This window comes from Rhodopila sp. (assembly GCF_035548235.1).
In the GTDB taxonomy this organism is placed as follows: Bacteria; Pseudomonadota; Alphaproteobacteria; order Acetobacterales; family Acetobacteraceae; genus Rhodopila.
The window spans coordinates 86,331-105,831 of record NZ_DASZTJ010000033.1; the positions used below are offsets into that span (position 1 = coordinate 86,331).

20 protein-coding genes and 1 riboswitch are annotated in these 19,501 nt (G+C 63.2%); of the genes, 7 read left to right on the plus strand and 13 right to left on the minus strand.

Features of this window, described 5'->3' with window-relative positions; translation table 11 throughout:
• Positions 1 to 15: 15 nt before the first annotated feature.
• Positions 16 to 1,356 carry a hypothetical protein gene (locus VHB27_RS02200; RefSeq protein ID WP_325597269.1) on the minus strand — a complete coding sequence of 447 codons (1,341 nt, stop codon included), beginning with the start codon at positions 1,354 to 1,356 and terminating at the stop codon, positions 16 to 18.
• Between the two features lie 520 nt (positions 1,357 to 1,876).
• Between VHB27_RS02200 and VHB27_RS02205 the strand changes: the two genes are divergently transcribed.
• Positions 1,877 to 3,172 carry an MFS transporter gene (locus VHB27_RS02205; protein WP_325597271.1) on the plus strand — a complete coding sequence of 432 codons (1,296 nt, stop codon included), beginning with the start codon at positions 1,877 to 1,879 and terminating at the stop codon, positions 3,170 to 3,172.
• A 17-nt stretch (positions 3,173 to 3,189) separates the two neighbouring features.
• Here VHB27_RS02205 and VHB27_RS02210 read toward each other — a convergent pair whose 3' ends face one another.
• On the minus strand, positions 3,190 to 4,977 hold the full coding sequence (locus VHB27_RS02210; RefSeq protein WP_325597273.1) for an NAD(P)/FAD-dependent oxidoreductase: 1,788 nt from the start codon (positions 4,975 to 4,977) through the stop codon (positions 3,190 to 3,192).
• Positions 4,978 to 5,140: 163 nt separating this feature from the next.
• Between VHB27_RS02210 and VHB27_RS02215 the strand changes: the two genes are divergently transcribed.
• Together VHB27_RS02215 and thiC are read left to right on the plus strand one after the other, a co-directional pair.
• Complete coding sequence (locus VHB27_RS02215; protein WP_325597276.1) at positions 5,141 to 5,917, plus strand: HpcH/HpaI aldolase family protein; 777 nt, start codon at positions 5,141 to 5,143, stop codon at positions 5,915 to 5,917.
• A gap of 37 nt (positions 5,918 to 5,954) precedes the next feature.
• Positions 5,955 to 6,079: riboswitch (TPP riboswitch) on the plus strand.
• Between the two features lie 44 nt (positions 6,080 to 6,123).
• Entirely contained in the window at positions 6,124 to 7,947 is a 1,824-nt protein-coding gene (gene thiC, locus VHB27_RS02220; protein WP_325597279.1) for a phosphomethylpyrimidine synthase ThiC, read from the plus strand.
• Between the two features lie 120 nt (positions 7,948 to 8,067).
• Here thiC and VHB27_RS02225 read toward each other — a convergent pair whose 3' ends face one another.
• Together VHB27_RS02225 and VHB27_RS02230 are read right to left on the minus strand one after the other, a co-directional pair.
• Positions 8,068 to 9,117 (minus strand): transglutaminase-like domain-containing protein, encoded by a 1,050-nt coding sequence (locus tag VHB27_RS02225; protein WP_325597281.1) that lies wholly within the window; start codon positions 9,115 to 9,117, stop codon positions 8,068 to 8,070.
• Positions 9,118 to 9,162: 45 nt separating this feature from the next.
• Positions 9,163 to 10,137 carry a Gfo/Idh/MocA family protein gene (locus VHB27_RS02230; RefSeq protein ID WP_325597283.1) on the minus strand — a complete coding sequence of 325 codons (975 nt, stop codon included), beginning with the start codon at positions 10,135 to 10,137 and terminating at the stop codon, positions 9,163 to 9,165.
• Between the two features lie 73 nt (positions 10,138 to 10,210).
• On the opposite strand from VHB27_RS02230, the gene VHB27_RS02235 reads away from it, so the two are divergent.
• Positions 10,211 to 11,116, plus strand: a complete 906-nt coding sequence (locus VHB27_RS02235) for an ABC transporter substrate-binding protein (RefSeq protein WP_325597285.1) — start codon at positions 10,211 to 10,213, stop codon at positions 11,114 to 11,116.
• Positions 11,117 to 11,119: 3 nt separating this feature from the next.
• On the opposite strand, the gene VHB27_RS02240 is transcribed toward VHB27_RS02235, so the two are convergent.
• The gene (locus tag VHB27_RS02240) at positions 11,120 to 11,809 is read right to left on the minus strand and encodes an RraA family protein (protein ID WP_325597287.1); all 690 of its coding nucleotides are present in this window, start codon (positions 11,807 to 11,809) and stop codon (positions 11,120 to 11,122) included.
• 59 nt (positions 11,810 to 11,868) lie between these two features.
• Positions 11,869 to 12,357: a phasin family protein gene (locus tag VHB27_RS02245; RefSeq protein ID WP_325597289.1), complete on the minus strand. Its 489-nt coding sequence runs from the start codon at positions 12,355 to 12,357 to the stop codon at positions 11,869 to 11,871.
• Between the two features lie 61 nt (positions 12,358 to 12,418).
• On the opposite strand from VHB27_RS02245, the gene VHB27_RS02250 reads away from it, so the two are divergent.
• The 3 genes from VHB27_RS02250 (at position 12,419) to VHB27_RS02260 (ending at position 15,299) form a co-directional block, all read left to right on the plus strand.
• On the plus strand, positions 12,419 to 13,129 hold the full coding sequence (locus VHB27_RS02250) for a DsbA family oxidoreductase (protein WP_325597291.1): 711 nt from the start codon (positions 12,419 to 12,421) through the stop codon (positions 13,127 to 13,129).
• A 238-nt stretch (positions 13,130 to 13,367) separates the two neighbouring features.
• Entirely contained in the window at positions 13,368 to 14,660 is a 1,293-nt protein-coding gene (locus tag VHB27_RS02255) for an O-acetylhomoserine aminocarboxypropyltransferase/cysteine synthase family protein (protein ID WP_325597293.1), read from the plus strand.
• A gap of 12 nt (positions 14,661 to 14,672) precedes the next feature.
• On the plus strand, positions 14,673 to 15,299 hold the full coding sequence (locus VHB27_RS02260) for an SDR family oxidoreductase (protein WP_325597294.1): 627 nt from the start codon (positions 14,673 to 14,675) through the stop codon (positions 15,297 to 15,299).
• Between the two features lie 109 nt (positions 15,300 to 15,408).
• Here VHB27_RS02260 and minE read toward each other — a convergent pair whose 3' ends face one another.
• From minE to VHB27_RS02295, 7 genes are all read right to left on the minus strand, one after another.
• Positions 15,409 to 15,690 carry a cell division topological specificity factor MinE gene (gene minE, locus VHB27_RS02265; RefSeq protein WP_325597295.1) on the minus strand — a complete coding sequence of 94 codons (282 nt, stop codon included), beginning with the start codon at positions 15,688 to 15,690 and terminating at the stop codon, positions 15,409 to 15,411.
• The gene (gene minD / locus VHB27_RS02270) at positions 15,687 to 16,502 is read right to left on the minus strand and encodes a septum site-determining protein MinD (RefSeq protein ID WP_325597296.1); all 816 of its coding nucleotides are present in this window, start codon (positions 16,500 to 16,502) and stop codon (positions 15,687 to 15,689) included. Before minD ends, minE begins: the two co-directional genes overlap by 4 nt.
• Before the next feature lie 10 nt (positions 16,503 to 16,512).
• Positions 16,513 to 17,256, minus strand: coding sequence for a septum site-determining protein MinC (minC, locus tag VHB27_RS02275; RefSeq protein WP_325597305.1), 744 nt, complete (start codon positions 17,254 to 17,256; stop codon positions 16,513 to 16,515).
• 198 nt (positions 17,257 to 17,454) lie between these two features.
• Positions 17,455 to 17,664 (minus strand): hypothetical protein, encoded by a 210-nt coding sequence (locus VHB27_RS02280; RefSeq protein WP_325597297.1) that lies wholly within the window; start codon positions 17,662 to 17,664, stop codon positions 17,455 to 17,457.
• 16 nt (positions 17,665 to 17,680) lie between these two features.
• Complete coding sequence (locus VHB27_RS02285; protein ID WP_325597298.1) at positions 17,681 to 18,196, minus strand: hypothetical protein; 516 nt, start codon at positions 18,194 to 18,196, stop codon at positions 17,681 to 17,683.
• 87 nt (positions 18,197 to 18,283) lie between these two features.
• Positions 18,284 to 18,640: a Rieske (2Fe-2S) protein gene (locus tag VHB27_RS02290; RefSeq protein ID WP_325597299.1), complete on the minus strand. Its 357-nt coding sequence runs from the start codon at positions 18,638 to 18,640 to the stop codon at positions 18,284 to 18,286.
• Between the two features lie 73 nt (positions 18,641 to 18,713).
• Positions 18,714 to 19,501, minus strand: a 788-nt coding sequence (locus tag VHB27_RS02295) for a hypothetical protein (protein ID WP_325597300.1), incomplete at its 5' end; no start/stop codon positions are given.

A 19,501-nucleotide genomic window follows, 5' to 3' on the forward strand; every position in this document is an offset into this window, starting at 1 on the left:
GAATCAGGCGGGGAATTAACTGATCGCAGTTTCCAAGTGGCTTGTAAGGTGTCCTACAACTACCTGGCGGGTTTCTTCATCCCAGCAAAAGTAAATTCGTAATATCTCCCGCGGATCTCGAGAATTCCCTTTTTTCAAATGACGATCGGTGAACAACTCCCGCCCCTCATATCGGCATTTATATTGTGAATCGGAACGAAATTTATCTAAGCTAGCTCCGATGGGTTCTTCCCTTAACGTTAAGCTTCGCAACCGCCCTTCATAAATGGGTCTGCGATCCCCATGCCGGCGCATATCTACATATTGCATTGCCAGTAACTGTAGCGCGTCACAAACTAGTCCTATATCTTGGTATACGCTAGACATGACAGCTGCTTCAGCCTTCTTTGAAAGAACAAGTCGCCCGCTAAAGGTCTTCACCACCCACTGTGGGACGCCACTGTAGTCTGTGGGTCGTTCTGCACCTTCTTCTACACCCGTCTTTCTGGTAGACTCCAACAGTTCGATATAGGAACGGAGACCTGCATTTTCCCGCTTCACATCGTCCAAATCTCGACGGGTTACCTTTTGGTCTTCCTCGGCAATAGAACTGAGATCCATCCACTCTTGAACGTCTCGTTTTAGTTTATCATTCTCGTCTTTTATCTGTTCAAGCTGCTGCTCTGTAGTAAGGTCTGCCCGACGCCGCTCGTAACTACGCTGAGCCAATTTCGCGCGAAGTGTAACGAAACGGGGAAATCTCTGGTATATATCCGCATTATCGATGCTTGAAAAAGCGATGGTCCGGCGTAACCAAGATTCGCCCCATGTAGTGTTGATCAGGCGTTCGCCAAAGATGAGAGGATGGTCGTACGGACTCTGGGCGAATCGATCAAACCCAGGCATATAAATTCGGCATGCCCCGTTAAAGACGGACCAAGTTTTTCCTAGAGCGTCCGACAATCCAAATGCCGCCTCGTACGAAATGCAAAAGACCCAAGCGAGACCGGTTAAATTGCGCGCTAGTAAATTTATATCTAAAAGCCACGGCCGATTTAGATCAGGTCTAGCCTCCGAGACAACAACAATAGGTAGCTTCCTCTGACTATCCTCTAATCGGGCAACCAAATCATCGATGTTCACGGATCCATAATGTACTGGAAATGAGTCTATTCTTTCTCCCTCATTTTCTATTCCAATTTTCTGCGCTAGCAAGGGAACAAAGCTGGGGACCGCGGGAGTAAACGTTCCTATGTCTCCCCGAGCTACACAACTCAAACGAATGCAAATCCTCGCTATGCGATTTACTCGAAATAGCGCGATCTCGACGATCCAGTTCCGTCCGGCAATCTGCTTATCCGGATCAACGATTTGCATGGCCCAAATCCAAGGGTCATCTTCCGCTATGGCCTCTGCGGAGACACCACCCTGGTCTGGTGGGATATTGAACGACGCTCCTCGCCGAGCGTCCTCAGGAAAAGCGTGTCCCACTCGCCCACTAAGCCAAGCCAATACTAAGTTGCGGGCACTATCGATCGACGAATATCCGCCAATTAGGTCTCCCTCAATCTGTAGAACGGCGGTGCCGACTGGCCGCAAAGGATAATCACTCATGATCTAGCTTTAGAAATCATAGCATCATCGTGATAGTTTTGATAATTCTGTCAACTTCGATTCTCCTCCGCGATCATATTTTTGCGTAACCGCAGCATCGATTTAACAAAACCTATTGCGGCGGAGACTGTCAGTAGCGTGTACAGGGTGCGACCGCTTGAAATTTTCAATCCTGCTCGGGCACCCACCGAACGCAGTTATAAGGACCGTCGCAACTCTTGTGATAATACGATAATACCTCCACCCTCTCCCCCACCAAGAAACCAAGGGGAAGAAACCGTCCATGCCCATCACCCACCGGCGCTACTGGGTCTACGCCATGCTCTTCAGCCTCGGCGTCATCAACTTCATCGACCGCATCACCATGTCCGTCGCCGCCAAGCCCATCGCCAATGAGCTCGGCCTCTCGCCCATCGAACTCGGCTACCTCTTCTCCTCTTTCTACTGGATGTACGTCATCTGCCTGATCCCCGGCGGAGTCCTCGCCGACCGCCTCGGCGGCCGAAAGATCGCCGCACTCGCGATCGGCGTCTGGTCCGTCATGCAGATGCTGACCGGCCTCGTCGGCAGCTACGCCACCATGCTGGCCGTCCGCATCGGCCTCGGCATCGGCGAGGCGCCGACCAACGGCGCCGTCTCCCGCACCCTGCGCGACTGGGCGCCGTTCTCCGAACGCGGGCTCTCGATGTCGATCTTCACCGGCGGCTCCTACGCCGGGCCGGCCTTCGGTGCCGCGCTCTCCGGCATGCTGGTCGCCGCGGTCGGCTGGCGCCTGTCCTTCGTCATCACCGGCGGCATCGGCTTCCTCTGGCTGGCAATCTGGCTGATCTGGTTCCGCAAGCCCGAGCACGTTTCCTGGCTGCCGGACGCCGAACGCAACAAGATCGTCGCTGAACGGGAGGTCTCTGGCCACCCCGAGGGCGCCGATATCGGCTTCCTGGGTCTCTTGAAGCAGCCCTCGATGTGGGGCGTGGCGCTGACCCAGGGCTGCATGACCTACAATCAGTATCTCTTCCTGGCCTGGTTGCCCAACTACCTGGAGACCAGCCAGCACATGACCGTCCTCGACACCGGCTATCTGGTCACCCTGGCCTACACGATCTCGGTGATCGCCAGCATCAGCCTGAGCCTGGTCGCCGACCGCGTCCTGACCGCCGAGAAGGTCCGCGATGGCCGGCGCCGCGGTGCGGTCTGCGCGTCGATGCTGGTGGCGGCGGTGGTGATTCTGATCCCGTGGTCGGGCTCGCTGGCGTTCACGTTGACGCTGATCACGGTGTCGCTGACCTTCAGCGCGACGGCACTGGCGCTTAACTTCACGCTGTGCAACGACCTTGTGACGCTGCCGGGCAGCGTGGGGAAGGCGTTCGGCATCCTGACCGTCGGCGGCAACATCTTCGGCCTGCTGGCGCCGATCGTTACCGGCTATGTCGTGCAGTTTTCCGGCCGGTTCGACACGACCTACATCATTTCGGGCGTGCTGCTGCTGATCGGCAGCGTCGTCGTCATGACGCTGACGCGCCACCCGATCGGGGAGGCCGAACCGACCTCCCTATCCACACCGGCGCGCCGCATGGCGTGACAGGCGGCGGGGCCGCGTCACAGCGGCCCGAGCTTGCCCAGCTCCATGGCCTTGATCTGCAGGGCCAGGTACTTGGAATAGGTCCGGCACTGCGACAGGCTGCCGGCGATGAACCACGCCCCCTGCTGCGGCGTGCGCTTGAACATGTTGTTCAGCTCGCCGTCCGGCCCCTCGCCCCAGACCGGCCCGATGCGCGCCGCCATCGCCTCCCCCAGCGCGCGGCGCACAAGCTCCGCCTGCGGGTAGTAGCCCGTGGCCAGCACGATCAGGTCCGCCGGCACGGTCGAGCCGTCCTTCAGCCGCGCCCCTTCGGCGCAGAACCGTTCGATCCGGTCATAGTGCAGCAGTCCGATCTCGCCCTTGATCATCAGGGCCGAGCTGCCGGCATCGAGGTTATAGCCGCCGCCACGACGGCGGTATTTCATCTGGTGGCCGGTCTCATCCTCCCCCACGTCGTGCTTGAAGCCGATCCGCTTCAGCCCTGCGATCATCTCCTTGTCCAGCTCCAGCATCCGTTGCGTGACGGCCTTGTAGGCCTGCAGGATCAGCGGCGGGGTTGTGGATGAAACGATCAGGTCGCAGTCCTCCAAAAGCCCGCCTTCGTCCCAGACGGCCTCGTTCAGCCGGGCGCTGGGATCGATGGAAACGACCGTGGTCGATCCGCGCTGCACCAGCGTCGTGTTCACGCCGTGGCTGTGCAGGTCCATCGCGATATCGTTGGCGCTGCTGCCGGTGCCCAGGATCAGCGCATTCTTCCCTTCCCAACCGGCGCCGCTGTCGAAACCTTCGGAGTGGATGACCGCGCCCTTGAAGTCTTCCAGGCCTGGTTGAGGGGGAACCAGCGGATAGCTGCTGACGCCGTTCGCGAACACCAGGTGCCGCGGCCGCACCACGCGCTCCGTCCCATCCGATCGTTTCAGGCGCGCGGACCAGCATCCGGCCGACTCGTCCCAGGTGCCGGCGACGAACTCCGTGTCGGTCCAGCAGTTGATTTCCATTGCGTCGGCATAGAACTCGAACCAGTTCCCCAACATGTCCTTGGGGATGTATTTCGGCCAAGTCGGCGGAAACTCCATATAGGGCAGGTGGTTCAGGTGGATCGAGTTGTGCAGCGCCAGGGAGTGGTAGCGCCGGCGCCAGCTATCGCCGATGCGCGGCCATTTCTCGACCACCAGCGTATCGACGCCGAGTTGATTGAGCCGCGCCGCGATCGACAGCCCCGCTTGGGCGCCGCCGATCACCAGGACCGTCGGCTCCCGGTCGTCATAGGCGACGGCCTTGCGGCGCACGTCCGCCCAGTTGTCGCCGCCGAAATTGCGCGAGTAGGCGGCGCCGGTCGGGCGATTGGCGCCGATTTTCTCCTCATGCCCGCGCAGCGATTCCAGTGTCGTCGACAGCAGCCAGGCTTTCATGGCGTTGTCGGCGTCCGGTGAGAGACGGATAAGGCCGGCACCGCGCCCGTCTTCCGTTTCGAATTCGAAGATCGCCTCGATGCTGTCGATCCCTAGCCGCTTCACGTTGCGCGGCGCCCGTCGCCCTGGCGGCAGGTGAAACCCGTGCGCCGCCACCCGCCCCTGTTCCGCGGCCAGCCGCTCGGCCACCGGTTCCCGGCCCCGGAGTGGCGTCAGGTACCAGGTGAAGACCAGGATATCGCGCCAGTGGCAGTCCTCGTGGAACAGGGCGCCGATCCGCTTCGTGTCGCGGGCGACGAGTGCTGCTTCAAAGGCTGACAGCCAGTCTTCGGCGTGACGCCGAGCCTGTTGTGCGGCCTGGAACTCCAGGAAGGATTGGTCGAAATCGTTCATGCGGGCCTGCTCTCCCTGGCCTGTCGTCAGCGTCGCGAGGATGCGGTGGTTACCAGTTAGTATGCAGGCAATCTCGTGGGTGTCTATTCCAGCGACCACCGTCCCTCGTCCCTTGGGCCGGCTCGTGCCATGCTTTCCTCCAATCAAGGAGGGAAACCCAACCATGACCCCCAACCCGCTGCGCGCCGCCCTGGAACGCGGCCAGCCCCAGATCGGCACCTGGCTGACCATGGTGCGCAACCCGGAGATCCTGTCGCTGATGAAGGCGGCGGGCCTGGACTTCGCCCGCGTCGACATGGAGCACACGGCGCTGACGATCGAACGGATCGCCGATTTCGCTTTGGTGTCCCGCGCACTGGACTTCCCGATCGCGGTCCGTCCGCCCAAGGCAAACCGCGAATGGATCACCCGCCTGCTGGATATCGGCGTCTGGAACCTGCACTGCCCGCAGGTCGAGGACCTGGACCACGCGAAGGAGATCGTCGCCGCCTCCCGCTACGCGCCGCTGGGCCTGCGCGGCAATGGCGGCCTGAGCGCCGCGACCGGGTTCGATGGTACGCTGTCCGCCACGGCGAAGCGGGAGAACGCCAACCGCCAAGTCTTCGTCACCGTGATGTTCGAGACCGCTCGGGCCTTCAAAGACCTGGACGCGATCGCCGCGTTGCCGGGGATCGATGCGCTGACGATCGGTCCGGCCGACCTGGCGCAGGACTTGGGCGTCTTCGGCGCGCCGGACCAGGCTCGTGTGCTGGATGACCACCGTGACCAGGTGCTTGCGGCGTGCAAGAAGCACGGCAAGGTCTGCGCCATGCTGGTCAACAGCTTCGAGCAGATGCAGCAATGGCGCGACGCGGGCGCTCTGCTGCTCGCTTATTCGTCCGACGTGGACATCCTCTACAGCGGCTACAGCGCGGCGATGAAGCGGATCAAGGGCGGGTGAGCCCGTTTGACATTTTGTTCCGGGCCCTTCATCGTCGGGTGTTACCGAGGGGGGCCCCACCGACGGGGCTGAGATACCGCGGAAGGCCGGCGAACCGGCGGTGCGGTGACCCTTGAACCTGAACCGGGTCATGCCGGCGGAGGGACGGGTCGCATCCAACCAGGCCTGTATCCGTCGTCGGCCGACCCTTCCGAGGAGACGCGCCCATGACGGTCCAGTCGAAATCCACCCTCCGGCCGAATTCGGTGACGACCGGGTCGATCGCCGGATCGCACAAGATCTATTCCAGCCCGGAAGGCCACCCGGACATCCGTGTTCCGTTCCGCGAAATCCCCGTCCAGGGGGAGGACGCGTATCGCGCCTATGACTGCTCCGGCGTCTACACCGACCCCGCCGTCACCATTGACCTGGAAGCCGGCTTGCCGCCGGTGCGGCGGGCGTGGCTGGCGAAGCGTGGCTTCGACCGGATCACCCCGCGCGTGGTGAAGCCCGAGGACAACGGCAACATCGCCGCGGACAAGCTGATCCCCGCCTGTCCGGCCGATCACCCAGTCTACGGCGGCAAGCCGGGCCAGCCCGTCACCCAGTACGAATTTGCCAAGGCCGGCATCATCACCGAGGAGATGATCTACGTCGCCCATCGCGAGAACATGGGCCGCGCGGCGATGATCGAGCACGCACAGGAGCGCATCGCAGATGGCGAGAGCTTCGGCGCCGAGATCCCTGCCTTCATCACCCCGGAATTCGTCCGCAGCGAAATTGCCCGCGGCCGCGCGATCATTCCAGCCAATATCAATCACCCGGAGCTGGAGCCGGTCATCATCGGCCGCAACTTCCTGGTCAAGATCAATGCCAATATCGGCAACTCCGCCGTCACGTCGGGCGTCGCCGAGGAAGTGGAGAAACTGGTCTGGGCGATCCGCTGGGGCGCCGACACGGTGATGGACCTGTCCACCGGTCGTAACATCCACAACATCCGCGACTGGATCATGCGCAACGCGCCGGTGCCGATCGGAACGGTGCCGATCTACCAGGCGTTGGAGAAGGTCGATGGCGACCCGACCAAGCTCGATTGGGAGGTCTTCAAGGACACGCTGATCGAGCAGGCGGAACAGGGCGTCGACTACTTCACCATCCATGCCGGCGTGCGGCTGAAATACGTGCCGCTGACCGCCAACCGCGTGACGGGCATCGTTTCGCGCGGCGGTTCGATCATGGCGAAGTGGTGCCTGTCGAAGCACAAGGAATCGTTCTTGTATGAGCGCTTCGACGAGATTTGCGACATCATGCGCAAGTACGACGTGTCGTTCAGCCTCGGCGACGGGCTGCGCCCCGGTTCCAACGCCGATGCCAACGATGCGGCGCAATTCGGGGAGCTGGAGACGCTGGGCGAGCTGACCAAGGTGGCCTGGGACAAAGGCTGCCAAGTGATGATCGAAGGCCCCGGCCATGTGCCGATGCACAAGATCAAGGTCAACATGGACAAGCAGCTCCGCGAATGCGGGGAAGCGCCGTTCTATACGCTTGGGCCTCTCACCACCGATATCGCGCCGGGCTACGATCACATCACGTCCGCGATCGGTGCGGCGATGATCGGATGGTTCGGCACGGCGATGCTCTGCTACGTGACGCCGAAGGAGCACCTGGGCCTGCCCAACCGCGACGACGTCAAGACGGGCGTCATCACATACCGGATCGCGGCGCACGCGGCCGATCTGGCGAAAGGCCACCCGGCGGCCAAGCTGCGCGACGACGCGATCAGCCGCGCGCGGTTTGAGTTCCGGTGGGAGGATCAGTTCAACCTCGCCCTCGATCCGGACACGGCACGATCGTTCCATGACGAGACGCTGCCGAAGGACGCGCACAAGGTCGCGCATTTCTGCTCCATGTGCGGACCGAAATTCTGCAGCATGAAGATCACCCAGGACCTGCGTGAGGAAGCCGGGCGGATCGCCGGCATGGAGGAAAAAAGCCGCGAGTTTGAACAGGCCGGCAGCCAGATCTATCTGGAAACCAAGGCGGCGGAGTAACACCTGTCCCCACTGTCATGGCCGGGCTTGGCCCGGCCATCCATGACTTGCGATGCCGGTGGGGAGAAACGCGTGGGTGGTGGGCCTGCGCCCACCACGACGATAAGAACGACTTCGCCCTCAGGTCAGTTCGCGTGACATGATCTCATAGCGGAACGACGCCGGTTCCAGCGTGTCCGGTTGCTGCGCACCCACGAACGCACACGGATACATCAGGAACGCAAAGTTCGGCTTTTGGTCGGACCCCAGCCCGGGCAGGTCGATATCTGTCGCGCTGTTGAACCCGACCCAGTTCATCTCCCACGATCCGAACAGATATTCACGCAAGGCCCGCACCTGGGGGTCCTGCAGCGTCAGTTTCTGCTCCAGAACGACCTTCGCCACGTCGGCGGGGTCGACCGGGAACCAGCCGCGATCGGGCAGATACACCTCCGACCGGCAGTGCTGAGCCTTGGTGATCGTTCCCCCCGCCCCCAGGAACGGGAACCGGTGCGACGGCCCGACGCGGATACCGTACACGTCCCGAGCGGGGAAACCGGCGGCGCGTGACAGCCCGGTCATCAGACTGTTGATGTCGACGCATTTGCCGGTCAAATGCCCGCTCTCCAGCATGGCCGTGATGTCTCCGACGCCGCAGCCGGGCGTGTCGGGATTGCGCGTCGTGTGGTCCACCACCCAGTCATAGATCGCCCGCAGCTTCGCTCGCGGTTCCGATTGACCCGCCACGATCTTCTCCGCGGTCGTCTTCACGATCCCGTCGGTCGGCAAACTCCCTGTCGGGGAGCGCCAAAATCGCCGTTCGGCCTCCGTCACCGGCAATGTCGGATCGGACGAAGAACGATCCCGCGTTGCCACCACCTGCACCACGTCGATCGTCCGCTCGGCGCTGCCGGTCCAGTCGACCCGCAGCACGTCCGCCCCATATGTCGCGTCATGCGTGACGACGGCATGGCCTGAACCGGTCGTCGTCGGATCTGACGCGCTCTGGTATCCGCCGACCGTCTGCGCCAAGGGCAGCCAGAGCTGTGCTGGACCATCGCCCATCAAGGTCACGCGTGTGGTGATCTCAAACCGGCGCCAGGGCTCTGCAGGTCCGGCCCAACCGGGCCGAGACAGTATTGCCGCCCCCGCAGCGGCGGAGGCGAACAATTGGCGGCGTTTCATGGACATCCTGAACCTCTCCGAGGCATCAAAGCAGTGCAAATCCAACGGGCGTCAGCCTAAGGCACCAGCCCCAAGGCGATACGCCGCCTCCACCAGGGCGACGGCAGCGGCATTATCGTTCAAATCGGCGATTGGCGTCCTTCCATCCTGCACACGGGTCAGTGTGTCACGGACAAAGGTCGGATAGAAGTGCACGTTCGTCAATTTCATCGATCGCACCTCCCGCTTTCGATCGTTGGTGACGATCTCCAGTGTCGAGTCATCGCGTGCTGCGAAGTAATGCCCGTCGGTCCGGATGCTGTAATGCAGGTCGAACACCGAATTCGGCGCCGGATACAGATACCCGGTCTCCACCATGCAACTGGCGCCGCCCCCCTGCATCAGCACGACGGCATGGTCCTCTATCGACAGCCCCTCCTTGCGGTTGGAAATCATCGATCCGGTCACAGACAGATCAGCACCCTTCAAAAGCACGCGGCACATGTCCATGAAGTGCACACCCAGGTTCAGCAACGGCCCACCACCCGAGCGGGCCCGATCGATGACCCACTCGACCCGTTGCTGACGATACCGATCCACCATGCCGCCGATGAACTTGAACATCGCGTAATGGACAGGCTCGTCCAGCGACAGGATCGTTTCGACCATGGGGCTGTAGCGGATCACATACGGTACCGCCGCGAACACGCCGGCGGCGGTGGCCCGAGCGGCAACGTCCGCAGCCTCGGCAGCGTTGATGGCACAAGGTTTTTCCATCGCGAACGGGATTCGCGCATCGATCAGGAACCGCGCCAGCGCTGCCATTTCGTCATGCGGGGCCAGGGCGAAGGCGAAATCCGGCTTCACTGCCGCGCACATGTCGCGATAATCGGGGAATGCCTTACACTTTGCCTTGGCCGCGACCGGTTCCGCCCGCGGCAGGTCCGGGTCACTGACGCCGACGATCGAGACCTCTGCCATCTCCAAGCATGGGTCCAAGAAAAACGGCGTATGCCAGTGTGAAACCCCGATCAGCACGACGCGCATGGTCGTTTCCCCTCTTTTTCCCCGGCCTTCTCTGGCGCATCGTCACGCCGCCCGCAACCCGAGGACCCAGCCGATGATCACCCTGTCGGAGAATTTCCGCGCCCTGTTCTACACACCCTTCTACGCGGCGGTGGCGACAGGGGCATACAAGGACGCCGGCGTCGAGGTCGACTTCCGCCTCTCCACCAACCCGGAGAAGACCGCGGCCGCCCTGAATGCCGGCGAGGTGGAGGTGATGTGGGGCGGCCCGCTCCGCGTGCTGACCAACCACGACAGGGACCCATCGAACGATTCGGTCTGCTTTTGCGACGTCATCGCCCGCGATCCGTTCTTCGTCATCGGCCGCACGCCCAAGCCTGATTTCCGCCCCGCCGACCTGCTGCGCACGAAGATCGGCACGGTGTCCGAGGTACCCACGCCCTGGCTCTGCCTGCAGGACGATATCCGCCGTGACGGCGCCGATCCCGCCGCCGTGCCACGGGTCACCACCAACACGATGGCAGAGAACGCCGCGGCCCTGCGCGCCGGCACGCTTGACGCCGTCCAACTCTTCCAGCCCTATGCGGAGGATTTGCTGGCCTCCGGCGCCGGCCATCTCTGGTATGCCGCCGCCAATCGCGGGCTCTGCGCTTATACGACTCTAGTCACGCGCCGTTCGGTCCTTGCCGCCAAGCGCAAGGAATTGTTGGGCATGGTCCGAGGCATGTACCGCACGCTGCAGTGGCTGCACGCCACACCGGGGACGGAGATCCAGCGCACGCTGGCCGGTTACTTTCCCGACGTGCCGCCTGCGATCTACGCGGGGGCGATCGACCGCTACAAGGCCCTCGGCCTCTACGGCCGCGACCCCATCACCCGACCCGAAGGCGTCGCTCGGCTGGCCGCTTGCATGAAGTCGGGTGGTGCGTTGACGCGGGACATCCCGTTCGAGGAGATCGTCGACAACAGCCTGGCGGAACAGGTCGTACGGGAAGGGTAGGGGTCAGCGCCCCTCCACGATCACCGCCGCCTCGATCAGCTTCGCTGCGCCGGCGGCCATGGTGGCGCCCTGCTGGACCAGGGCGATCGTCCGCTCCTCGGCCGCCTGCACCCGCCGGAGGCGCTCCAGCACGTATTCCGCCTGTGCCGCCGGCACGATCACCACACCATCGGCATCGCCGACCACGATATCCCCCGGCAGCACCGTCACGTCGCACAGCGTGATCGGCGCGCCGACGATCCCCGGCCCGTGCATCGCCGGGGAGTTCGGTTGGATCCCCTGGCAGAACACCGGCAGCCCGGTGGCTATGATCCCCGCCTTGTCCCGCGCCAACCCGTCCGTGACGAAAGCCGCGATTCCCTTGTTTTTCATCATCCCCGCCGCGATGTCGCCCAACACGGCCGTCCGCGTGAAGGCATCGTTCGCCACGACGATCACGTCCCCCGGTTGAGCTTCGGACAGCGCACCGAACACCGCCGCCACATCGGCCGGATAGGCGAACGCGGTCATCGCAGGTCCAACAAACGACGCCGTAACAGGGTCCAACGGCTTGACCCGATAATCAAGCGATCCACGCCCGTCCATCGCATCGGCCAGATGAGACGTCTGCGCCCCGCGAAACGCTTCGATCAGCGCCTTGTCGGGCCGACGGAAGCCGCGGTGGATCGTGAGGATCGGTGGATTTTCGAGCATGGCCTGGTTCCCTCCGGCCGGCACACTGCCAAGCCGGAGCGAACCGTGCAAACGCGTCCTTATTTGCTGGCGGACTTTTCGGCCAGTTGCTTGATCTCGTCCATCGCCTCGGTGAAACGGGTGTTCAACAGCTTCAGCGCCTCGGCGTTGGACTTCTGGATCATGTCGCCGAGTTCCTTGATGTTGGCGACCGCACGCTCATAGGCGTGCTTTAGCAGTTCCGCCTGTTTCGCAGCCTTGGCCTGGGGCGATTCGGTGGTGGTGATAGCGCGCATCGCCTCGGTCATTTCGGTCATGCTTTGCTGCATGATCTCCATGTGCCTGCGGGCAACGGCCTGTGCGCCTTCCAGGGCGACACGGTTGGCGGCGGTCAGCGTCTCCATGTTGCGGCGCGTAGCGGCGACGAATGCGTCCATGTCCGGCATGGCGGGCATCTTCATCTCGGCGAAGAATTTGGTGAAATCGCCAAAATCAGCCATTGATTTAGGGGGAAAAGCCATGAAATTTGCCTCCTGCTGGCCTGGTACGGCACTTGATACGTTAAACATCCCTGGTGGAAAAACCAAGGCTGTCCCTTGATGAAAGTTTAGCGGTGAAAGGACCCGCCCGATGGACGACACGACCCAGGACGCTGCCGTGACACGGGATACGCCGCCTGGTACCCGAATCGACGTCGTCTCCGACGTTATTTGCCCGTGGTGTTACATTGGCAAACGCCAGCTTGAACGTGCGCTGGCGACGCTGGCCCAGGAAGGCCTGCATTTTTCTGTCCATTGGAACCCGTTCCAGCTCAACCCCGACATGCCGCCGGAAGGTCGTGACCGCGCTGCTTACCGCACCTGGAAATTCGGCAGCCTGGAGAAGTCGAAGGAACTCGATCAGCGCACCAGTGACGCCGCGGCTGCCGTCGGCCTGCAATTCCGAACCGATCTGATGACCCGCACCCCCAACACCATGGATGCGCACCGCTTGGTCTGGTTCGCCGACCGCTCCGGGAAACAGCCTGAGATGGTGGAGCGGCTATTCCAGGCCTATTTCACAGAGGGCAGGGATGTCGGCGATCACGGTGTCCTGGCCGACTGTGCCGCCGAAGTCGGGCTGGACCGTTCCGCTGTCGAGGCGTTCCTGGCCGGCGACCTTGCCGACAACGCGATGCGTCAAGCCGACCAGGCCGCGCGGGAAAGCGGCGTGAGCGGCGTTCCGTCTTTCTTCTTGGACGGCTACGGGTTGTTCTCCGGCGCGATGCCCGCCGAGACCATGGTGCAGGCCCTCCGGCGCGGCCACGAGATTTTGGTGAAGCGGGCCGTCGAAGGCAACTGACCACGGATCTGCACAAATCCTCCGGCGTCGGACGGTCGGGCTTCCAGGGTGCGCAGCGTCGCCGACATGCCCGCCCCGCCACCGCTGGGGGTAGGTTTTTCTCTCCAGGGAACCGGCACTGAGGAAACGAAGCACTGGTAAAGTGCCTAATGCCGGAAGTTTTGTCTTTCCACGACGTGGGCATTTACGAAATGTCGCGCCCACCTATAGTCGCGGCCCTTATCTGCGGGAGACTTCCATGAACAGCAAACACCCAGAGACCCTGGCCCTGCACGCCGGCTGGCGCCGGGATTCCGCGACCAATTCAGTTGCTGTGCCGATCTATCAGACCACGTCCTATCAGTTCGACAGCGCCGAGCACGCGGCCAACCTCTTTGGGTTGAAGGAGCTCGGGAACATCTACACCCGCATCATGAACCCGACCTGCGACGCCTTCGAGAAGCGCCTGGCGGCGCTGGAAGGTGGCGTGGCGGCGCTGGCATTGGCATCGGGCCAGGCGGCCTCGGCCATGACGGTGCAGAACTTGGCGCGAGTTGGCGACAACATCGTGACCTCGACCGACCTGTACGGCGGAACCTGGAACCTGTTCGCCAATACCCTGAAGGACCAGGGGATCGAGGCCCGGTTCGTCGACCCGTCCGATCCCGAGGCCTTCGCCCGTGCGACGGACGACCGCACCCGCGCCTACTATGCCGAGACGCTGCCGAACCCGAAACTGGTCCCCTTCCCGATCGCCGAGGTGGCGAAGATCGGCCGTTCCTTCGGCGTCCCGCTGATCATGGACAACACGGCCGCGCCCCTGCTGGTGCGCCCGCTCGATCATGGCGCGGCAGTGGTGATGTATTCGACAACGAAATATATCGGCGGCCACGGCACCAGCATCGGCGGCGCCGTGATCGATGGCGGCAATTTCGATTGGGAGGCCCATGCCAGCCATCAACCGGCGATGAACACGCCTGATCCGTCCTATCATGGGGCCGTCTGGTCGCAGGCCGCCAAGCCGTTGGGACCGATCGCCTATATCCTGAAGCTGCGCGTGACGCTGCTGCGCGACCTTGGCGCGGCAATGGCACCGTTCAACGCGTTCCTGTTCCTGCAAGGTCTGGAAACCCTGCCGCTGCGCATGCGGGAGCACAGCAAGAACACCCTCGCCGTCGCCAATTTCCTGGCGGAGCGGAAGGATGTGAAGCGGGTGATCCATCCAGCTTACCATAGCGGCGTGGGCGCCGAACGGACCGCGAAATATCTGCCGCACGGGCAAGGCGGCCTATGTGGATTCGAGATCGCGGGTGGCGTGGAGGCCGGCCGTCGCTTCATCGACGCGCTGCAGATGTTCTACCACGTCGCGAATATCGGCGACGCCCGCAGCCTGGCGATCCACCCGGCCAGCACGACGCACTCGCAGTTGACGGAAAGTGAGCAGGCGGCGACCGGCGTAACGCCTGGCTATATCCGGCTGTCGATCGGGCTGGAGCATATCGACGACATCCTGGGGGACCTGTCGCAAGCGCTGGATGCGGCGAAAGGGTAGGGCCGCGGACCCGTGTCCGAGTCCGAACCCCGTGTCGCCTTGGTCACCGGAGGTGCGAAAGGCATCGGCGCCGGCATCTCCGTCCGGCTGATCTCCGATGGTTGGCGCGTCGTCATCGCCGACCGCGATCGAGCCTCGGTCCCAGGTGCTCGGTCGATGGTCTGCGATGTCGGGAATGAAGCCCAGGTCGCCGCGCTGGTCCGTTCCGTATCGGAAACAGAGCGGCGTCTTGACGGGCTGGTGTGCAACGCCGGCTTCATGATCCGCAAACGGATCGCCGATTTGACGCTGGCGGAATGGACGTCCGTGCTGACCACCAACCTGACCAGCACCTTTCTGCTGGTCCGCGCGGCGGAATCTCTGTTGCGTGAAAGAAACGGGTCTGTGGTGACCATCGCCTCGACCCGCGCGCGGATGTCGGAACCGGATACCGAGTCCTATGCGGCCTCGAAGGGTGGTCTGGTCGCGCTGACGCATGCGCTGTCGATCAGCCTGGGCCCTGACGTGCGGGTCAATTGCATCAGTCCTGGCTGGATCTTTACCAAAGGTCCGACGCCAACGGAGGAAGAGCACGCCTTCCATCCCGCAGGTCGGGTCGGGCGTGTCGAGGACATCGCGCCTTGGCGGCATTCCTGTTAGGGCCGGACGCCGGGTTCATCACCGGCGCGGAATTCGTGGTCGATGGCGGCGTGACGCGGAAGATGATCTATCCGGAGTGATAACGGGCAGGCACCAGGACGTTACGGCATCACGCCGAAGCCCGTGCCGCTTCGGTCTTTGGCTTCGCGTTCAGCGGCACCTCGACATCGATCTCCAGCATCGACATCGCCTCGCCGCGGTCCAGCTTGATCTGCACTGCATCGCGATCGACCGCGACATGCTTGGCGATCACCGCCAGGATCTCTTCCTGCAGCACCGCGATCAGATCGGACTTGCCGATCACGCTGCGTTCATGTGCCAGCAGGACTTGCAGCCGCTCGCGTGCGACAGGGGCGGAGCTTTTCTTTCTGAACAGGTCTATGAGTTTCATGCCACCCTCCGACCGAATAGGCGCCCGATCAGGCCCTGCCGCTCCAGTGGAACCACGACCTCGACCGTTTCGCCCTTCAACCTTCGGGCTGCGTCGAAATAAGCCCGTGCCGGGGCGGAAGATGGATTGTTCAGCGTCACCGGCGCGCCGATGTTCGATGCACGCAGCACTTCCTCGGATTCCGGAATGATCCCCAGCAGTGGGATCGACAGGATTTCCAGCATGTCCTCGGTCTTCAGCATTTCGTTTCGCGACGCGCGGGCCGGATCATAACGGGTCACCAGCAGGTGTTTCTCCATCCGTTCCCCCCGTTCGGCGCGCAGCGTCTTGGAGTCGAGGATGCCGATGATGCGGTCTGAGTCACGCACGGATGATACTTCTGGGTTCGACACGACCACAGCCACGTCGGCGTTGCGCATCGCCAGCAGTGCGCCGCGCTCGATTCCCGCCGGGCTATCGCAAACTACCCAATCGAATTTTTCCTTGAGCTCGGCCACGACTTTATCGACTCCCTCGGTCGACAGCGCGTCCTTGTCGCGGGTCTGGGAAGCCGGCAGCAGCGACAGCGTGTCCAGGCGCTTGTCACGGATCAGGGCCTGGCTCAGCTTGGCATCGCCGTTGACGACGTTGATCAGGTCGAACACCACACGCCGTTCCGCGCCCATGATCAGGTCAAGGTTGCGCAAACCTACGTCGAAATCGACGACGACGACGTTCTCGCCACCACGGGCCAGCGCCGCGCCGAGGGCGGCGGTGGAGGTCGTCTTGCCGACACCGCCCTTGCCGGACGTTACCACCAGGACCTTGGCCATCTGCTTCCCCTCACTCCAGAACCGTGATTTTCATCTGCTCGCCGTCGAGCCAAGCCTGCACTGGCTTGCCCAGGGCTTTCGGCGGCATATCGTCGGCCGTCTGATAGACGCCGTCGATGGACAGCAATTCCGCCTGCAACTTCGTGCAGAAGATCCGAGCGTTCGGATTGCCCGCCAGTCCGGCGATCGCACGGCCGCGCAGCGTGCCGTAGATATGGACCGACCCGCCGGCGATCACCTCCGCGCCCGAGGCGACGGAGCCCAAGATCGTGACATCGCCCCGTTCGAACACCACCGACTGGCCGGAACGCACCGGTTCATCCAGCACGAGCGAATTGACTTCGCCCGCCTGCTGGTCGACCGGCGGTTGAACGGCCGATGCTTGGGTGGCGGAAGATTGGGCCGCGGACGTGGCCTCCGGCACCTCGATCGGACGCCCGGGCTTGCCAGTCATCGGCAGCGGCCGGCCCCAGGCCTCGATCCCCGGCCAGGACGCATGGGCGCCCTCGGTGCCGATGATGCGGATACCGCGCTGTTCCAGAAGCTGCAGGAACTCGGCCACACCCTGCTGCGCCGCCGGCACGGCGCCGAGATCGACGATCACCGGGCGCGAGTCGAAGAAGTTCGGCGACCGTTCCATTTGCGCATCCAACGCGGCGAGCCAGTCGCCCAGCGGGATTTCCGGCGCCAGCACCAGCGCCATAACGGAGCGGCCTCTCAGCCGGATCAAAGGACGGGTTTCTGAGGTTGTCACACTCTCCGACCTATCCGGGGACGGCTTGACGGTCAACGGGAATCGGCCGGTCAAACACAAAATAATGTGGATAACCGCCCGTATCGACCGCTAGAGGTTGTAGTTAGCGCATCATGCGGCACCAAACCCTGGTACTACGCAGCCGCTCCGGCCGTGGACGGCGCATCCCGCCGCCCTCCTATGCCGCACCGAGTCGCATCACGCCACCGACTCACAGCTTGGCGTCCACGCCGCCACGCCCCATGTCCGGAGGCGGATTTGCGGTTCGGGTTCGGCCGGAAGCGCAAGGTCCTGAAAGAGATAGGCTTCCAGCCGCATCGTCTCGTCCCATCCCCGTCCGGCGGCGGACCCGTTTGCCGCCATGAACGCGGAGATCGTGGCGACTCCGGCCGAGAAATGGCGCTCCATCGCGTCCTCCATTCGATCAGTGCCGCGTTTCGCCGGGCGGGGCGACCGACCAGGTTTCGAGCCCGTCGGCTGTCGGCGGCACGCGGGGCCGGAAGAAGAGCCGCGCATCGGCGAACAGCTCGCCGAGGCCTTCAAGGGCGAGCAGGGCGAAATCCGCGCCCTGGGCGGACAGCAACGTGATCCGCAATGCCTTCGCCGCAAGATCGCCTTGTCCGGCCTGTGCCAGGGCGGCGGCATGCAGCAGGTGCTTCTCGTCGTCCGACACGTTCGGGCAGCGCGGGCAATGCACGTCGATCGGCCGTCGCACCGTGCGCGCGACGATGTCCATCAGGTTGTCGATGGCGAACGCGGCCTCATAGGCGCCGGCGGCCTCGAACCCCCGGCAGAGGCGGGCCAAGGCGTTCTCGCCCTGTCGATAAGCGGCGACCCACCATCGTATCGCGATCAGCAGGACAGATTCGGCGGTGTCCAGCTTGGCGGACGTATTCGGATAGGGCACGGGGCTGATGGGCAGCCGGATGATCTGACCCATGGGGAGTCCTCCAGATGGCGAGGACTACCCTGCCTCAAATGAGAATGCGTCGCAATATCATAATTCGACGAGGCAAGCGATCGCGGGTCAGGCCGGGCGGTCGATCAGCACCAGTCCATCGCGGATTTCGCTGGGAACGGCAGTCAGGAAATCGCCACGGCAAGGGCCCGCCACGCATTCTCCCGTCGCAGGTTCGAAGGCGGCGCCATGCGTGGCACAAATCAGATACCGGCCGTCGGTCGAAAAGAATTGCCCCTGTACCCAATCCAGCGGCGTGCCGATATGCGGGCAGGCGTTTTCATAGACTAGGACCTGCTCGCCCTGGCGCACCGCGATCAGCCCCGGTGTGTAGCCCGGGCCCCCGGGGAAGCCTTTGGCGCCGCCATCGGGTATGGCGTCGACTCGGCAAAGTGGCCGGAACCGTGGCGGAATCAGCATGGACATGATTCGTTCCTGCAAGGTCTTCCTGATCGGGCCATGACACCCCAGGCGGAAAGGCTGCGCCAAGCCGGCGGCCTCATTGCCCGGGAGCCATCATCTCGGTGAGAGCATTCCGCATCTCTCCGCTGGAGATCGCCATGAACCCGCTATAGGGCAGGCTGAGATCAATGATGACGTAGACCGCGCTGCTGAGGGAGAGCGCGCATAGCAGGATTCCGAGCGCGGCAATCCTGTTCCGCGGCGCCGCAAGGCCGAGAGTGAAGAAAACGACGGTCAGCCAGAAGATCAGAATCGAGAAAAACGGGACGGAGAGTTCGGTCCCCGCATCTTCGATGACCGTCATCCGCGCGGCGATGACACCGTGATAAAGATCCTGGCAATCCTCCGCCGTTGCTGTTTTCTCCCGGGTCGTGGGCGTCAGCGCCCGAATCCTCTGTCCGATGCGGTTCATGATGTCGCCCAGGACCGGTGAGGAGCCGACCACCGGCATGTTCCTGGTGTCCGGATACGCGATGCCGACCGGAGGCGGCTCGTGCGGCCATGTGCTGGCGATGACGGCGGCAGTGTAGCGTGCAAGGTCCTCGCGTGCCGAGCGGGTCTCCGGTCCGTAGTCGCGCAGACACTGGTCGAGCGCCGTCAGGTGGAGGGCATAGGCATGGCGGTCGCGTGTCGCCGCATCGTAGGAATTCTTCACGGAGGCCGTCAGCAGGCCCAGGACCAAGGCAGCGAAAGTGACCAGCATGCCGATGACGAGCTGCATCGTCTCCAGCGTCTCGCGCGTCCGGTAGGTTTCGGGCATGCGGCGATGGATGAAGCGGCCGAACAGGGCACTGGCGCAAAGCAGTGCGAACGTCGCGGCGGAGG

Excerpts from the sequence above, each read along its gene's own strand:
- VHB27_RS02200 (WP_325597269.1), bottom strand. The coding sequence starts at position 1,356 with ATGCAAATCGTTGATCCGGATAAGCAGATTGCCGGACGGAACTGGATC.
- VHB27_RS02205 (WP_325597271.1), top strand. The coding sequence starts at position 1,877 with ATGCCCATCACCCACCGGCGCTACTGGGTCTACGCCATGCTCTTCAGC.
- VHB27_RS02210 (WP_325597273.1), bottom strand. The coding sequence starts at position 4,977 with ATGAACGATTTCGACCAATCCTTCCTGGAGTTCCAGGCCGCACAACAG.
- VHB27_RS02215 (WP_325597276.1), top strand. The coding sequence starts at position 5,141 with ATGACCCCCAACCCGCTGCGCGCCGCCCTGGAACGCGGCCAGCCCCAG.
- thiC (WP_325597279.1), top strand. The coding sequence starts at position 6,124 with ATGACGGTCCAGTCGAAATCCACCCTCCGGCCGAATTCGGTGACGACC.
- VHB27_RS02225 (WP_325597281.1), bottom strand. The coding sequence starts at position 9,117 with ATGTCCATGAAACGCCGCCAATTGTTCGCCTCCGCCGCTGCGGGGGCG.
- VHB27_RS02230 (WP_325597283.1), bottom strand. The coding sequence starts at position 10,137 with ATGCGCGTCGTGCTGATCGGGGTTTCACACTGGCATACGCCGTTTTTC.
- VHB27_RS02235 (WP_325597285.1), top strand. The coding sequence starts at position 10,211 with ATGATCACCCTGTCGGAGAATTTCCGCGCCCTGTTCTACACACCCTTC.
- VHB27_RS02240 (WP_325597287.1), bottom strand. The coding sequence starts at position 11,809 with ATGCTCGAAAATCCACCGATCCTCACGATCCACCGCGGCTTCCGTCGG.
- VHB27_RS02245 (WP_325597289.1), bottom strand. The coding sequence starts at position 12,357 with ATGTTTAACGTATCAAGTGCCGTACCAGGCCAGCAGGAGGCAAATTTC.
- VHB27_RS02250 (WP_325597291.1), top strand. The coding sequence starts at position 12,419 with ATGGACGACACGACCCAGGACGCTGCCGTGACACGGGATACGCCGCCT.
- VHB27_RS02255 (WP_325597293.1), top strand. The coding sequence starts at position 13,368 with ATGAACAGCAAACACCCAGAGACCCTGGCCCTGCACGCCGGCTGGCGC.
- minE (WP_325597295.1), bottom strand. The coding sequence starts at position 15,690 with ATGAAACTCATAGACCTGTTCAGAAAGAAAAGCTCCGCCCCTGTCGCA.
- minD (WP_325597296.1), bottom strand. The coding sequence starts at position 16,502 with ATGGCCAAGGTCCTGGTGGTAACGTCCGGCAAGGGCGGTGTCGGCAAG.
- VHB27_RS02280 (WP_325597297.1), bottom strand. The coding sequence starts at position 17,664 with ATGGAGCGCCATTTCTCGGCCGGAGTCGCCACGATCTCCGCGTTCATG.
- VHB27_RS02285 (WP_325597298.1), bottom strand. The coding sequence starts at position 18,196 with ATGGGTCAGATCATCCGGCTGCCCATCAGCCCCGTGCCCTATCCGAAT.
- VHB27_RS02290 (WP_325597299.1), bottom strand. The coding sequence starts at position 18,640 with ATGTCCATGCTGATTCCGCCACGGTTCCGGCCACTTTGCCGAGTCGAC.